The following is a 15,598-nucleotide window of genomic DNA, read 5'->3' on the forward strand; positions in this document are numbered from 1 at the left end:
GCTTCAAACTACATTTTGAGTATTTTTGGATAACCTCAGGAACAAATTCAATCAATTAGTTATAACTATTAAAATTTGTGAAATTCTAAAAAAGTGGCGATAAATTATGAATCAAGTGAAAAATCATCATTTTTTTAGGTCTATTTTTCATAAATTCGCAATCAATTCAAGACTGATTACACATGAAAGATACAGCTCTCACAGAAATTCATAAAGCATTAGGCGCAAAAATGGTTCCTTTTGCAGGTTATAATATGCCTGTACAATACGAAGGTATTAATGCTGAACACGAAATTGTTCGTACTGGCGTTGGTGTTTTTGACGTAAGTCATATGGGAGAATTTGTGATTTCTGGACCAAATGCCTTGGCGTTAATTCAAAAAATTGCTACAAATGATGCTTCTAAATTGGCTGACGGAAAAGCACAATATAGTTGTATGCCAAATAACGATGGTGGAATTGTAGATGATTTAATTATATACAGAATTAATTCAGAGAAGTATATTTTAGTTGTAAATGCTTCGAATATTGAGAAAGATTGGAACTGGATTTCAAGTCATAATGATGTTGGTGCGGAAATGAAAGATGTGTCTGATAATTATTCTTTACTTGCTATTCAAGGACCAAAAGCGGTGGAGGCAATGCAATCCTTGACGGAAGTTGATTTGTCAAATATAAAATACTACACATTCCAAATTGCCAAGTTTGCAGGTGTTGAAAACGTGATTGTTTCGGCAACTGGTTATACAGGTTCTGGCGGATTTGAGATTTATTGTAAAAATGAAGACGTTGCCGAAGTTTGGGAACGCGTTTTTGAAGCTGGTGCAGATTTTGGAATCAAGCCGATTGGTTTGGCAGCAAGAGATACATTGCGTTTGGAAATGGGTTATTGTCTCTATGGAAATGATATTGACGATACAACTTCTCCGATTGAAGCTGGTTTGGGTTGGATTACAAAATTCACGAAAGATTTTGTAAATCGTGAAGAAATTGAATCTCAAAAAAGAACTGGTGTTGAACGTAAATTAGTTGCGTTTGAAATACAAGAACGTGGAATTCCAAGACAAGGATATGATATTGTTGATGGAAATGGAAATAAAATAGGAATTGTAACTTCTGGGACAATGTCGCCTTCTATGGGAATTGGAATTGGTTTAGGATATGTACCAACGGTTTTTACAGATGTTGGAAGTCATATTTACATTCAAATTCGTAAAAATAGCGTTCCTGCCAAAGTGGTAAAACCTCCTTTTTATAAAAAATAAAAGTTTCTTTTGAATCGAATTTTAATTTTAGGCGCGAGCGGATTTATAGGTCAGGCAATTTATAAAGAACTCTGCTCCTATTTTGACGTTTACGGTACATTTTATAGCAATAAATCATTTGCCGAAAACGCGCATTTTATTCGGTATGACTTAGATTACGACGGCATTGATGAAGTTGTATTGCAAGTAAAACCAACGATTATAATTTCGGCTTTGCGGGGCGATTTTGCAGCACAAATTGAAGTACATATTTTCCTCACAGAATATGTAAAAACAAGACCTTGTAAGTTAATTTTCTTGTCTTCCGCTAATGTTTTTGACGCTTACAGCAGTTATCCTTCTTATGAATATGATAAGACACTTTCGGAAAGTATTTACGGAAAGCTTAAGATCAGAATTGAGAATATGTTGATGCGTTTGCCGCAGAAAAAATATGCAATTATTCGATTGCCGATGGTTTTTGGAAATAATTCGCCACGTATTTTGGAGATAAAGCACTGTTTGCAAGAAAAAGTTCCGATTGAAGTCTTTCCTAACTTGGTGATGAATACAATTTCTGATAAAAAACTCACACAACAAATACATTATATGATTAACAGGCGTAAAAATGGAATCTTTCATTTAGGCGCAGAAAATTTGATACATCATGACGAGTTTTACACAGAAATTTTAAAAAGCATGAACGTTGAAAAACCGGTATTCAAGAATGTATATACGTCCAATTTTGATCGTTTTTTAGCCGTTTTACCTAAAGAAAATAAGCTTCCAAAACACTTGGCAACGACCAATGAAGAAACTTTAGACTTTATTTCTGGGAAAAATACGCTTTAAACCACCGCTTTTTAAACACATTCCTACGTTAAAATCAAAAGATTTGCTAAATTCGTGACTTCATGTACTACAAATCTTTTATTCGCATTCATGCATAAAATTATATGTTTCCTATTGCTTTGCGTCGTTTCCGTAACCTATGCGCAAACAGACTCCACTTTTTGTGAAAAATCAACGTTGGTTTTGAACATGCTCGAAAAGAATCATTATCAACCAAAAACTATTGATGACGACTTTTCCACCTATGTTTTTACTACTTTGTTTGAAAGATTGGATCAGAAACGCATGCTATATTCGGAAGCCGATATGAAAGCGTTGGAAAGTTTGAAAACAAAACTTGACGATTATTTACTTACGAAAGAATGTGACTTTATACAAGAGTTTACAACTTCGTATAAAAATCAATTGCTGTTAGCGCAAAAATCAATTGAATTGGTTGAAAAAAGTAAACTCGATTTTTCTGGAAAAGATACCGTTTTTTATGGAAGTCTGAAAGATGATTCTCAATTTTCGGATACGCGCAAAACGCTAGAAAAACGTTGGTCCAAAAAGATTCGGATTGATATTATCGGTGATTATTTGTCGTTGTCGAATCCTGCAAATTTCAATAAAATAAAATCGCAACTCAAATCGAAAGTAATTGCTGAAAATAAATGCTATATTTTAGATAAACTACAAGCCGTTGGCGGACTGGAATCGTATCTAGAAACCATGTTTTTAGATGTAATTTGCTCCTATTTTGATCCGCATAGTAGTTATTTTGATCCAACAGATAACGCAACTTTCATGAATTCTATAGGAACAGAAACGAGCTCAATTGGTGTTTGGTTTTCAAAAAATAGCGATGGGAAAATTGTCGTTTCAGGCTTGCAAACTGGAAGTACTGCTTGGAAAGAAAAAGAAATCAATGCAGGCGATTTGGTGCTGTCGCTAGAAGCAAATAAAAATACAATTAACACAACCTGTCTTTCACTTTCAAACTTATACGATTTTATCAGCGACGAAATTAATCAAACGATTGCTATTAAAGTGTTGACACAGAAAAATATCAATAAAACAATCATTCTCAAAAAGGAAAATTTAAAGATTGAAGCGAATGCCGTAAACAGTTTTATTCTAAAAGGAGAACTCAATATTGGTTATATTTCATTGCCTAGTTTTTATACAAATCTCGATTATGGTTTTGGAAGCGCGAATGATATTGCCAAAGAACTTTTTAAACTCAACGCTGTCAATATTGACGGATTAATTTTAGACTTGCGCGGAAATGGCGGCGGCTCTATGAAACAAGCAATTGACTTGGCAGGAATGTTTATTGACAAAGGTCCGTTGGGAATTTATAGAGATCAAGACAACAAAAAAACGATTATTAAAGATTTTAATCGCGGAACGTTGTTTAGAAAACCGCTGGTTATTTTAGTAGATAATGGAAGTGCTTCAGCTTCTGAATTTATTGCGGCGGCTTTGCGCGATCATAATAGAGCCATTATTGTTGGAAGCAAAACGTATGGGAAAGCAACGATTCAGCAGATTCTTCCGTTGAAAAACGATTTAGGTTTTATTAAAATTACATTGGAGAAAATGTATGGTTTCAAAGGAAATTCGCATCAAGCAAAAGGAATTGTTCCAGATATTGAATTTCCAAATTTGTATACTGGCATAGAAGATGGCGAAAGCGGAAATGCTAATTTTATTAAAAATGATACCGTTTTGAAGAATGTGTATTTCAAGATTCCGGCAACAGCAAATCATGATAATTTACGAACGCAAAGTCTAGCACGAACTGAGAATAATAAAGCGATCAAAACGATTAAAAATATCAATTCGAACTTATTAAATTATTTAAATAGTCAACGAAAATTAGCATTATCCGTGGAAAGTCTCAAGAAAGACAGAGATAATTTTAATGCCATTTTTGAGAAAACAGATGCTATTGAAATGAAGCATGAAACGTTTGAAGTGGTCAATTTGGAAGATTACAAAGAAATTTTAGCCTATAATAAAAATAAAGCAAAACTGAATTCGTACGCGATCAAGAGTATTGAAACCGATCATGAGATTGAAGAAACGTATCGTATTATTTCAGATTATATAAAACAATTAGCCCAATAACATATGAAATCAAATTACTTAAAAATTAGTGTTGTATTTTTCTGTGTTGTGATGTTTCAAACATCAACTGCACAAAATTTTAAAAACGCAAACGATTATCTAGGTTTTATAGGAGACGAAAACCAAAAGATTAGTAAAAGTTCCTGGAATTATACCAAATCTGTTGCGCACAGTAAAAGTCCTCGAAAGATTGAAGGCGACAGAAAACGTTTGTTGAAATCTATTGAGCGTGCAATGCTAAAAATCAAAAGAGCAACACCATTTAAAGGCGAAGATGCATATAGAAAACAAGTGTTGGAATATATGGATTTACGTACCAATATTTTGAAGAATGATTATGCTAAGATTGTAGATATGAAAGAGGTTGCCGAGCAATCGTATGATTTTATGGAAGCATACATTTTAGCACAAAAAATGGCAGATGAACGCATGCAAGAAGCGCAAGAAACGTATGAAAATGCACAAAAAGATTATGCCGCTAGAAATAATATTAGACTGATTGAGTCGGAAACAGATTTGAGTAGAAAGATGAAAATTTCAAACGAAGTTTTTGATCATAAAAATGAAGTGTATTTGGTGTTTTTCAAAAGTAGTATTCAAGAACGATTCATGATAAACGCGTTGTCAACAAGCGATTTAAGTGCTATTCAACAGAATGCAAACGCGCTACAAATGTTTGCCGAAGAAGGTTTACAAGCTCTGGATACGATTACGTTATACAAAGAAGATTCTTCTGTAATAGAAGCCACCAAAAAAGCATTAGAATTCTATTTGAACGAAACAAAAAATGAAATTCCTAAGCTGTTAGGTTTTTTCTTGTTGAATGAAAAATTTACCGCGATCAAAAATTCAATTGATAAAAAATCGTCAAAAAACCGAACTAAAAAAGAAATTGATCAGTACAATAGTATGGTAAAAGAAATGAACAAAGCTGTTGTTGATTTTAATAAAACAAACGAGGAATTAAATAAAAAACGAACTAAAGTTATTAATCAATGGAATGAAGCTTCGGCAAAATTTTTAAGTCGACATATTCCAAAAGAATAATACAACGTATATATTTGTAAAAAAGTAGTATTTGATAAAAGATGGTAAAGATCGCTTCGCTTTTAGAATCAAGAATAAAGACCTGATTATATTAAATTGATAATCGGATATGATATTGAAAAAGCATACGATATTTACCATCTTTTTTAAAACTAGTATTAATTAGATATTGATATAAGAAATAAAAGAACGAGCACATGGGAAGAGCATTTGAATTTAGAAAGGCACGAAAAATGAAACGTTGGTCAGCAATGGCAAAAACCTTTACGCGCATTGGTAAAGATATTGTGATGGCTGTAAAAGATGGCGGACCAAACCCGGAGACAAATTCTAGATTGCGTGCCGTAATTCAGAATGCGAAAGCTGCCAACATGCCAAAAGATAACGTTGAGCGCGCCATAAAAAAAGCTTCTGACAAGGATACTGGAGACTATAAAGAAGTACTTTTTGAAGGGTACGGACCGCACGGAATTGCCATTTTGGTAGAAACTGCAACGGATAATAACAACCGAACTGTTGCCAATGTGCGAAGCTCTTTTAATAAATGTGATGGAAGTTTGGGTACACAAGGTTCAGTAGAATTTATGTTTGATCATACGTGTAACTTCCGTATTCCATCAGAAGGACAAGATGCAGAAGAATTAGAATTGGAGTTTATCGATTTTGGTGTGGAAGAAGTTTTTGAAGATGACGATGGAATTTTATTATACGGACCATTTGAAAGTTTTGGAAACATTCAGAAAGAATTAGAGAATAGAGAATTAGAAATTTTATCTTCTGGTTTTGAGCGCATTCCGCAAGTTACCAATCAATTAGATGAAGAAAAAACTGCTGATATTGAAAAGCTTCTAGAGAAATTAGAAGAAGATGAAGATGTGCAAAATGTATATCATACAATGGCGGAATAACAAACATTCTACATGTAGAAACAAAAAAACACGCTAGTTAGCGTGTTTTTTTATACCTGAATTTCACTTTTCACTTTTCACTGTTTATTGTTTATTGTTTAATGATTTTATCGGTAAATACACCTTTTTTAGAAGTAGCTTTTAGAATGTATAATCCTTTGGAAAGCGTTTTTAATGAAATGTTTGTATTTGTTTGATTTCCAATAAGCGCTTTGGAAAACAGTAGTCTTCCTTGCAACGTATATAACTCTATTGTTTTAATCGCGTATTCACCTTTTATATATAAAATATCATTTGTAGGTTTTGGATACGCTTCAATACTCACGTCTAAAGTTGCTTCACTTCTACTCAATGGCGCACTCACCAACGTCATTTCATCATTTGTTATAATTGCCGCATTGTAATCAAAATAGATTTCAGCTTTGTTTGTAAAAGTATCATTTTCAACTAATGTTGATTTTGTTTTAATTTTGAATAATACATACCCATCATTTGTAGCATCATCAAAAGGAAGATTGATATTTTCGAAGATAAATTCTACTTTTTGACCGTTTATTCTAGTTATATAATCGTGACTTCCATCTAAGACTTTTAACGTATTAATGTCATAACTTGCTGCATCAATCTCATCTTTTACAACAACATTTACGGCACTTGCAGTTCCTGTATTTTCAAATCGAATTAGATAATGAACAAAATCGCCCACTTTATCTTCTGTAATTGTTTCGCCTTCTAAACACGTTTTATCATTTGGATCAAAAGAATTTACAACAGTTTGTACAAATGTTAGCATGTTATCACCAGGCGTTTCATCTAGTGTTGTTGGCGTAATTGTAGCAACATACGTTAATTCATCATCTCCATTTAATGGAAAGTTTGCATCTGTTGGCGTATTCAAATTCATGGTATACAGAATGCTTCGTGTTTCAAAAGGTGCTAAGTTTGTATAGTTCCAACTTAAACTTCCAGTAGTTTGCAAATCGGCTGTTGGATTTGTCGAGAAAACATTCATAAAATCATCATCAAATGTTAACGAAACAGCTCCTGAAAGTGTAGTTGTTCCTTTGTTTTTATAGATAATTTCATAATCTGTATCAAAACCTGGTCTTGCAGCTTCTACTGGAATAATTATAACTTCCAAATCATTATATATTCCGTTTGGTGTAATACAAAAATCTTGAATGTTTGGACTTGTGTCTGTTGGAAAATCTACTGTAATACTTGTTGGTGATATTGTAAAATAGGTTGGATTTTCTAATTGTGGCGTTATCGTATGTATTCCGTCACTTAATGGAATTTCATAATCGCCTGAACTATTTGCTGTAAAAATTCCAGTATTTGAACCGTTTGTAATGGAAAACGAGAAATTTGGAAATGCGTCGTCATTAATATCGCAACCATTAGTATTTGAATCAAATTTTACTTCTCCAGAAACTGTATATAATGTTCCACCTGGTGTGAAAGAGCAATAGCTGTTGACGACACAATCAGTGTAACCGTAATTATTTGCAAAATTTTGCACTGCTGGAATTTCATTTTCATCAGCACAAACAAATTGAAGTGTTGGATTATTGCTAAAATTAAGATATTGAATTAAATGGTCTCCATTCTTTAGTGATAGACTTTCTAGTTGATTGAAGGCGCAATAAAATAAAAATAAATTACCATTTTGAGAAACATCTAAACTTGTTATTTGATTATAGTTGCAATTTAGTCTGTAAAGGTTCGGGTTAGATGTCACATCTAAGCTTGTTATTTGATTTGAATAACAAGAAAAAAATTCTAGATCAGGGTTTTGAGTTACATCTAAACTTGTTAATTGGTTTTCATAAACAACGAAAGAACTTAGGTTTGGACAAAATGTCACGTCAATATTTGAGATAGAGTTACTCGGAAAACTTAATAATTCTAAATTAGGGTTTTGAGTAACATTTAAATTAGAAATATTATTAGAGCCAATTTGTAAACTTTCTAAATTTGGGCTTTGATTTACATCTATAATAGAAATATTATTGTAAAAACAATCTAATTTTCTCAAATTAAAGTTTGATGATACATCTATATTTGTTAAAGAATTAATCCTACAACTAATTTCTTCTACACTAGAACTGAAAGCTAAACTTTCCATGGCATTCTCAGAACAATTCAAAATCAAAAGGTTTGAATTAGCAGAAACATCTAAATTTAAGATTTGATTATTTTTGCAAAATAATTCTTCCAAATTCGTGTTTGAAGATAAATTCAAACCAGTAAGTTGATTAGATTCACAATCTAATTTTTTAAGATTGGGAATTGTAGAGAATTCTAAAGTGCCCGTGAGAAAGTTACCAGAACAATCTAACTCCTCTAAATTCGTGAATGCCTCTATACCGACTAAAGAACTTATAAAGTTCGCTCCTATTTTCAAGACTGTAATAGATTCTGCTTCGCTTACTTGAATCTCTCCATCATTATTATAATCCAGAGTTGAATCTAGAAAACCATCTCCGTCAGTATCAATTGCAGAGTTGCCTAACAACTTATTCTTAAAATTAGCATCAGGAATATTCACAATTTGTGCAGACACAAGCTGTCCAACTACAATAAAAAGAAATAATAAAAAGTACTGTTTTTTCATGTATATAGTTTTAGAAGCGCAAAAATAATAAAAGTGAAGCTAAAATATGTTAATAAACACATAAGCGTAGAAAAAAATTGATAAGCGTTTAAATTTTCCATCAAACTTATCATTATTATTAAAAAACAAACACTTACAATAACAAAACGACAGACTAACCGTAATTAATTGAAAATTAGATTTTTTATATTTACATCATAACTATAACTTATATATCATGTTGAAAAATATTTTAAAATTAGAAGGAACTCAGAAATTGAATAAAACTGCTCAAAAGGAAATCTTAGGCGGAAGAAGAAATGTTGCTGAATGCACCAATGCATCACATTGTCCAGCAAATCACATTTGCCAAAACGGAAGGTGCTTTGACTGTTACGATCCATTTTCAGGATCATGGTATTGTTAATCTAACAATATAGCCTACGCAAAAAATAAACCCAATTACCAAAAAGCCTTCATTCGAAGGCTTTTTATGTTTATTAAAATAAGTACTATTACGGTTTTACCTTACAAAATGTATATGTTTTTTACATCATCAGCAAAAAAAACCAACGTACATTTACACTAGAGTAATTTAGTTAGTTTAAATTTTATAAATAATATTAAAATTTGAGTGTTAGAGCATAAATAATAAGGAGAGAAATTGCTGAAAAATTTGTATCATTTTTTCATATGTGAATTATTAAGTTAATACTAAGTTTTCTTCAAATTTAATTGAAGCGTTTCTCTCTTTTTATGCAAAAACAGTAGCTATTTATTTAATATCGAACTTCATCTTCAGCATTACACGCCAAAAAGACTTCACAAAACTGAGTACAAAATATATAATAAAATGTGAGATCCCGCTATGCAGCAGGATTAATTCAACTAGCAGTGTTTCGTTCGCCTTTAAGGCTTCTCAAAACTGAGTATAAAATATATAATGAAATATGAGATCCCGCTATGCAGCAGGATTAATTCAACTAGCAGTGTTTCGTTCGCATTTAAGGCTTCTCAAAACTGAGTATAAAATATATAATGAAATATGAGATCCCGCTATGCAGCAGGATTAATTCAACTAGCAGTGTTTCGTTCGCATTTAAGGCTTCTCAAAACTGAGTTTCATTAAAAAAAGCAGGCCGTAAGCCGGATCCTGTCGAGCCTTATCATTTATCTAAAATTACTGTTACCAATAACTTTTATCTGCCTACCCTTGAACATCGAGCGTGCCGCTCTTAAATCGTTCATATACATGGCATTGCACCTCGTAGAGTTTACCTGGTTTCACTACAGCATTACCTGTACATACTTTCTGCTGCACTTGTCCTCGCCTTACGACGGACGGATGTTATCCGCTACAATGCACTATGGTGTCCGGACTTTCCTCTCCTTCTCGAAAGAAGCAGCGATAAGGTAGCCTGCTTATAGGCAAAAGTACGCTTTTGTTTGAAATGACAACTGTTTCCTGTTTAAAATTATACTTTCAATTGCATCATTTCTGTATTGGAAAACCTGTTAATAAAAAAGCAGAACTATCTCGCTGTTGGCTATGTTTCATTAGAATTGTATTGTTATATTTGCTTTCAGAAGATTACCCTAATTCTATGGAACATTTCATCGTATCAGCTCTTAAATACAGACCACAAACCTTTAAGGATGTTGTTGGTCAACAAGCGATTACAAATACGTTAGAAAAAGCCATAGAACGCAGTCATCTGGCGCAAGCCTTATTATTTTGCGGGCCAAGAGGTGTCGGAAAAACTACCTGCGCGCGTATTTTGGCAAAAAAGATCAATCAAGATGGAACTGAAAATCCTGATGAAGATTTTGCTTTTAATATTTTTGAACTCGATGCCGCTTCAAACAATTCCGTAGATGATATTCGAAGTTTAATTGACCAAGTTCGTATTCCGCCGCAAGTAGGTAAATACAAAGTATATATTATTGATGAGGTTCACATGTTATCACAAGCAGCTTTTAATGCGTTTTTAAAAACCTTAGAAGAACCGCCAAAACATGCCATTTTTATTCTGGCTACGACCGAAAAACACAAAATTATTCCGACGATTTTATCCAGATGTCAAATTTTTGATTTTAAACGAATCGGCGTAAAAGATGCAAAAGAATATTTAAAATTTATTGCCGAAAGTCAAGGTGTAGAAGCGGACGATGATGCATTGCACATTATTGCTCAAAAAGCAGATGGCGCTATGCGTGATGCACTTTCTATTTTTGACAGAGTTGTCAGTTTTTCTGGAAAACAATTAACACGACAAGCCGTTACCGAAAATTTGAACGTGCTTGATTATGATATTTATTTTGCGGCAACCGATTTAATTCTCGAAAATAACATTCCACAATTATTAGTTGATTTCAACGAAACTTTATCTAAAGGATTTGACGGACATCATTTCATTGCTGGAATTGCTTCTCATTTTAGAGATTTATTAGTCTGTAAAAATGAAGCCACCATTCCTTTGTTGGAAGTTGGCGATCAGACCAAGAATAAATATTTAGAACAATCGCGAAAAACGTCGCAACAATTTCTCATGAAAGGAATTGAACTGGCAAACGGTTGTGATTTAAAATACAAAACAAGCAGGAATCAACGGCTTTTAGTTGAATTATGCTTAATGCAGCTTGCCTCTATCAATTATGATGGAGAAAAAAAAAATAGCGATCGGTTCATAATTCCTGCCACTTTTTTCTTGATAAATGGTAAAAAGATTGATCCAATTGTAAAAATAAAAGAAATTGAAACTGAAGTTGAAGTTGAGACTAAAACCGAAGTTGAAGCTACAGAAACTACTGAAAAGACTTCCGAACAAAAAGTAGAAACTCCGCCACTTGTAAAACCAAAGATTGATATTTCCATGATGCGAAATAAAGTTTCTGGTTTATCATTATCTAGCATTAAAGCAAAGCAAGAACATTTAAAAAAACAGCAAGGAAAAGTTGTTCATAAGAAAGATTTGCCAAGCGATGCCTTTACGGAAGAACGCATGCGAGAAGTGTGGAACGAATACGTGGAAAAACTCGATAAAAAAGGCGAAAAAATCATGTGGTCTTTATTATCTACCGATATTCCGAAGTTGAAAAACGAAACAACTATTTGTTTAGAAATGCCAAATGAAACGATGCGCATTGAGATTGAGCGCGCACAATATCCATTGTTGGAATATGTGAGAACTGCGTTGAATAATTATGATGTTTCACTAGAAATTGATGTAAACGAATTGACCGCAAAAAAGTATGTGTTTACAACGCGTGATAAGTATGAAAAACTGAAAGAAATTAATCCGTTAGTAGAACGACTTCGTAAAGATTTTGATTTAGAAATTTAAGAAAGATGATGTTAGGTTTAAAATTACCAACCGATCCGCGTTGGGTAAATATTGCAGAGAAAAATATTGAAGAGATTTTAGTAGATCACGCTTTTTGTGAACAGAAAGCCGCAAGTACCGCAATTTCCTTAATTGTGAGTTTTCCTGAATATCCAGAATTGGTAGAAGAAATGATTTCATTGGTGAAAGAAGAAATTAGTCATTTTAAAATGGTTCATGATAAAATTTTGGCTAGAGGCTGGAAATTAGGTCGCGATCGAAAGGATGAATATGTTGCCAAATTATTGCAGTTTTTCCCGAAAGGCGGAAGCAGAACTACACAAATGGTACACAGATTATTGTATGCCGCTTTGATTGAAGCCAGAAGTTGCGAACGTTTTAAGCTATTGTCTGAAAATATGAAAGATGAAGAGTTAGCTACTTTTTATAAGAATTTAATGGTAAGTGAAGCCAATCATTATACTATGTTTTTAGGTTTTGCCAGACAATATGGTGAAAGAACTGAAGTGGACGAAAAATGGCAAGCATTGTTAGATTTTGAAGCAGAAATTATGAGAGATTTAGGAACTAGCGAAACGATGCACGGGTAATTTAGACGCGCTGCGCTTTTAGAATGTTAGTATCGCTGCGCTCTTAGAATCGCTTCGTTTTTGGTATTTTGGTATGCGAATTATTCACACATTGGATAAACTTATAAACCTTTCAACTAAATTTCTGATCTTGGAATGTTAGTATCACTACGTTCTTGGTATTTTGGTATGCGAATTATTCACACATTAGATAAACTTATAAACCTATCAACATTTCAACTAAAATTTTACTGTTAGTATTTGAAAATCTTAGAACGCAAACTTCATTCATCATCAAAACATTAACTTATGTGTCGTAATTTATAAATTGTGTTCAGTAAGTCTATATTAATGGTTTTTTATATTTAACTCTATTATATATTTGTATCATACAATAACTAATTCTTGTGCTATGAAAAAAAATTACACCACTATTTTAATATTTTTAGTTAGCTTTTCAATACATGCTCAAGATGACCCTGATCTTTTAGGGCAATGGTTTTTACATTATATAGAATCTAATGGAACAACAACACATATTCCTGACCCAGCTGTTATTACTATCAACTTTACAAATTCTGGTAATTATAATTCTACCTCAGGAAATAGTAGTTGCAATACTCATTGGTCTGATTATGTAATAAGTAATAGCAATGCTTCTATTGATATTATTAATCATGTGAGAACACAGATATTATGTGACACAGATTTTTTTGAACCTATTTATCTTGGAATTTTTGGAACCGATACAACAAATTTTTTCGATTATACAATTTCTACAGATAACCAATCGCTCACAATGACTGATTTGTTAGGTGAAAGACTAATATATGGAAGACAAGTTTTATCTACTGAAGATAATGAAGTGCTTTCGAACACCTTAAAGTTATATCCAAACCCTACAAAAGAAGAGCTCTATATCTCAGGAATTTCGACCAATTTAAAAACAACATATACAATTTATAACCTTGTTGGAAATATTATTATTTCTGATAATTTATTGAAACAAGATCGTATAGATATGACTAGCTTAAAAGCTGGAATTTACTTTTTAAAAATTACACAAAAAGATAAAACCTATATGAAAAAGTTTATAAAAATATAGTTGATTGGATTCACTTTTAGATTTCTGAGATTGTCCAATAAAAAACGTCTAATTGAAATTATTCAATTAGACGTTTTTTATGTTATGATTATGTGAAACCGAATCAAATTCAGCTTGACGTACTTTTAAAACTTTATCTCAAAATCGAGAATAGCGATACCAATAGCCTAAGAGCGAAGCGATCCAAATTACAATCTATAAGTAACTCCAACCTGAATGACTGCATTTTTCCCTTCTAAGTTTGGTGCTCTTTTTTCATCAAACATTTCTGCTAAACCAAGACTGTATCGAGCTTCAATAGAAACATTTTCGATAACTTCTAATCCAAATCCAGCGTTGACAGCGTAATCAAAGTTATTGAAACTGTCTTCAAATTCGTGAACTTTCACACCAATTTGTGGTCCAAATTGAAGGTTTAAGAAGTTTGTTACATCATACTTTATCATTAGTGGAATTTGTAAATAATCGGCACGTAATGCATCTTCTTTAGCACCTTGTGCTGAGTATAAAAATTCTGGTTGAAAACGAAATTTACCCGCTAGATGCATGTCTACAAAAAATCCGAATACGGCTCCAATTCTGGAATCATTCAAACCTTCTTGAATATCATCTAGGTTTGTAGCACTGTAATTAGAGATATTAATTCCTGCTTTGAAACCATATTTAGTTTCCGTATCTGAATCTGTACTTGTGTATGCACCTTTATCTTCTTCTGTTTCTGTGTCCTTTTCTATATCTTGCGAAAATGCAGTTAGGCTACACATCAAAAATGAAAGTAATAGTAATTTTTTCATCTGTTCTTGTTTTATTGTTTTTATAATGATCAGATAGTCTTTACGAAACTATCTATTTTTAATTATACTGTTAAATATAAATATTGCTTATTCAAAAACTCAAAATATTCGATGTCGATTTCTCTTTTTTCGATGTTTCGAAGTATAATGTCTTTATAATACCATCTGAAAGCCCAATTTTTGGTACATATATCTTACGTGCACCGCTCCATTTACATGCAGAAAGATAAATTCGAGTCGCAGGAATAATTACATCGGCTCTATCAGGATTTAATCCTAATTCAGAAATTCGTTCTTCATACGTTAAACTTTGCAAAAATTGATATTGCGCGTTGAGGTAAATATACGATAATGGTTCGCCAATAGTTGTACCCGACATTTTGTAAAGTTTGTTGATGTTTCCACCTGAACCAATTAATGAAAGTCGCTTCAAATCTTTGGTATTACGCTTCACCCATTTTTCAATATCTTTCCAATCAGTTTCCGTTACCATTTCATTTAGTAACCGAACTGTTCCTATTTTGAATGAACGTGATATTTTTATTTTTCCATTAGAGAATATAGTAAATTCAGTACTTCCACCACCAACATCTACGTATAGATAGTCGCATTCTTTTTCAATTACATTATGCAAATCGGTAGATGCAATGATGGCAGCTTCTCGTTTTCCATCAATAATATCAATAGATATTCCTGCCTTTTTCATGATTTTTTCTACAACAGTTGCACCATTTTTTGCTTCGCGCATTGCGGAAGTCGCACATGCCATATAACCTTCAACACCATGAATATCCATTAATAAACGATAGGATTTCATTGCATTGATCATTCGTTCCACATTATTTTTAGAAATTTCACCATTCGTAAACACGTCTTGACCTAAACGAATTGGCACACGAACTAATGAACTTTTCTTGAATTTTGGATCTCTATTTTCTTCTTCTATGACATTTGCAATTAACAATCGTACAGCATTCGATCCAATATCAATGGCAGCAAATTTTCTAATTTTCAAAATGGCCTTCTT

12 protein-coding genes and 1 other RNA gene are annotated in these 15,598 nt (G+C 32.6%); 9 read left to right on the plus strand and 4 right to left on the minus strand.

The features are described from left to right. The first annotated feature begins 182 nt into the window (after window positions 1-182). The 5 genes from gcvT (at window position 183) to IMCC3317_RS06525 (ending at window position 6,163) form a co-directional block, all read left to right on the plus strand. Window positions 183-1,265, plus strand: a complete 1,083-nt coding sequence (gene gcvT / locus IMCC3317_RS06505; protein WP_160128726.1) for a glycine cleavage system aminomethyltransferase GcvT — start codon at window positions 183-185, stop codon at window positions 1,263-1,265. A 9-nt stretch (window positions 1,266-1,274) separates the two neighbouring features. Further along, window positions 1,275-2,096, plus strand: a complete 822-nt coding sequence (locus IMCC3317_RS06510; protein WP_160128727.1) for a sugar nucleotide-binding protein — start codon at window positions 1,275-1,277, stop codon at window positions 2,094-2,096. A 90-nt stretch (window positions 2,097-2,186) separates the two neighbouring features. Beyond that, window positions 2,187-4,208 (plus strand): S41 family peptidase, encoded by a 2,022-nt coding sequence (locus IMCC3317_RS06515; RefSeq protein WP_160128728.1) that lies wholly within the window; start codon window positions 2,187-2,189, stop codon window positions 4,206-4,208. Window positions 4,209-4,211: 3 nt separating this feature from the next. Next, complete coding sequence (locus tag IMCC3317_RS06520) at window positions 4,212-5,255, plus strand: LIC11966 family surface protein (RefSeq protein ID WP_160128729.1); 1,044 nt, start codon at window positions 4,212-4,214, stop codon at window positions 5,253-5,255. 197 nt (window positions 5,256-5,452) lie between these two features. Next, window positions 5,453-6,163 (plus strand): YebC/PmpR family DNA-binding transcriptional regulator, encoded by a 711-nt coding sequence (locus tag IMCC3317_RS06525; protein WP_160128730.1) that lies wholly within the window; start codon window positions 5,453-5,455, stop codon window positions 6,161-6,163. Between the two features lie 91 nt (window positions 6,164-6,254). Here the strand turns inward: IMCC3317_RS06525 and IMCC3317_RS06530 are convergent, their stop codons facing one another. Beyond that, on the minus strand, window positions 6,255-8,780 hold the full coding sequence (locus IMCC3317_RS06530; RefSeq protein WP_160128731.1) for a DUF7619 domain-containing protein: 2,526 nt from the start codon (window positions 8,778-8,780) through the stop codon (window positions 6,255-6,257). Window positions 8,781-8,997: 217 nt separating this feature from the next. Here IMCC3317_RS06530 and IMCC3317_RS06535 point away from each other — a divergent pair, with 217 nt between their 5' ends. Continuing rightward, entirely contained in the window at window positions 8,998-9,186 is a 189-nt protein-coding gene (locus IMCC3317_RS06535) for a hypothetical protein (RefSeq protein WP_160128732.1), read from the plus strand. Window positions 9,187-9,886: 700 nt separating this feature from the next. On the opposite strand, the gene rnpB is transcribed toward IMCC3317_RS06535, so the two are convergent. Further along, window positions 9,887-10,184: RNase P RNA component class A (gene rnpB, locus IMCC3317_RS06540), an RNA gene on the minus strand. Window positions 10,185-10,363: 179 nt separating this feature from the next. On the opposite strand from rnpB, the gene dnaX reads away from it, so the two are divergent. From dnaX to IMCC3317_RS06555, 3 genes are all read left to right on the plus strand, one after another. Then, window positions 10,364-12,103 (plus strand): DNA polymerase III subunit gamma/tau, encoded by a 1,740-nt coding sequence (dnaX, locus tag IMCC3317_RS06545; RefSeq protein ID WP_160128733.1) that lies wholly within the window; start codon window positions 10,364-10,366, stop codon window positions 12,101-12,103. A gap of 8 nt (window positions 12,104-12,111) precedes the next feature. Next, complete coding sequence (miaE, locus tag IMCC3317_RS06550) at window positions 12,112-12,693, plus strand: tRNA-(ms[2]io[6]A)-hydroxylase (protein WP_160131879.1); 582 nt, start codon at window positions 12,112-12,114, stop codon at window positions 12,691-12,693. Window positions 12,694-13,084: 391 nt separating this feature from the next. Then, a complete protein-coding gene (locus IMCC3317_RS06555; RefSeq protein ID WP_160128734.1) occupies window positions 13,085-13,777 on the plus strand; it encodes a T9SS type A sorting domain-containing protein in 693 nt (230 codons plus the stop codon). Window positions 13,778-13,965: 188 nt separating this feature from the next. Here IMCC3317_RS06555 and IMCC3317_RS06560 read toward each other — a convergent pair whose 3' ends face one another. Continuing rightward, on the minus strand, window positions 13,966-14,571 hold the full coding sequence (locus IMCC3317_RS06560; RefSeq protein ID WP_160128735.1) for a porin family protein: 606 nt from the start codon (window positions 14,569-14,571) through the stop codon (window positions 13,966-13,968). 91 nt (window positions 14,572-14,662) lie between these two features. Continuing rightward, window positions 14,663-15,589, minus strand: coding sequence for a Ppx/GppA phosphatase family protein (locus IMCC3317_RS06565; RefSeq protein WP_160131880.1), 927 nt, complete (start codon window positions 15,587-15,589; stop codon window positions 14,663-14,665). Window positions 15,590-15,598 lie beyond the last annotated feature (9 nt).

It is taken from the genome of Kordia antarctica, from assembly GCF_009901525.1.
Taxonomy (GTDB): Bacteria; Bacteroidota; Bacteroidia; order Flavobacteriales; family Flavobacteriaceae; genus Kordia; species Kordia antarctica.

Bases quoted from the DNA above. Each gene is read 5' to 3' on its own strand.
- gcvT (WP_160128726.1), top strand. From the start codon at position 183: ATGAAAGATACAGCTCTCACAGAAATTCATAAAGCATTAGGCGCAAAA.
- IMCC3317_RS06515 (WP_160128728.1), top strand. From the start codon at position 2,187: ATGCATAAAATTATATGTTTCCTATTGCTTTGCGTCGTTTCCGTAACC.
- IMCC3317_RS06520 (WP_160128729.1), top strand. From the start codon at position 4,212: ATGAAATCAAATTACTTAAAAATTAGTGTTGTATTTTTCTGTGTTGTG.
- IMCC3317_RS06525 (WP_160128730.1), top strand. From the start codon at position 5,453: ATGGGAAGAGCATTTGAATTTAGAAAGGCACGAAAAATGAAACGTTGG.
- IMCC3317_RS06530 (WP_160128731.1), bottom strand. From the start codon at position 8,780: ATGAAAAAACAGTACTTTTTATTATTTCTTTTTATTGTAGTTGGACAG.
- IMCC3317_RS06535 (WP_160128732.1), top strand. From the start codon at position 8,998: ATGTTGAAAAATATTTTAAAATTAGAAGGAACTCAGAAATTGAATAAA.
- dnaX (WP_160128733.1), top strand. From the start codon at position 10,364: ATGGAACATTTCATCGTATCAGCTCTTAAATACAGACCACAAACCTTT.
- miaE (WP_160131879.1), top strand. From the start codon at position 12,112: ATGTTAGGTTTAAAATTACCAACCGATCCGCGTTGGGTAAATATTGCA.
- IMCC3317_RS06555 (WP_160128734.1), top strand. From the start codon at position 13,085: ATGAAAAAAAATTACACCACTATTTTAATATTTTTAGTTAGCTTTTCA.
- IMCC3317_RS06560 (WP_160128735.1), bottom strand. From the start codon at position 14,571: ATGAAAAAATTACTATTACTTTCATTTTTGATGTGTAGCCTAACTGCA.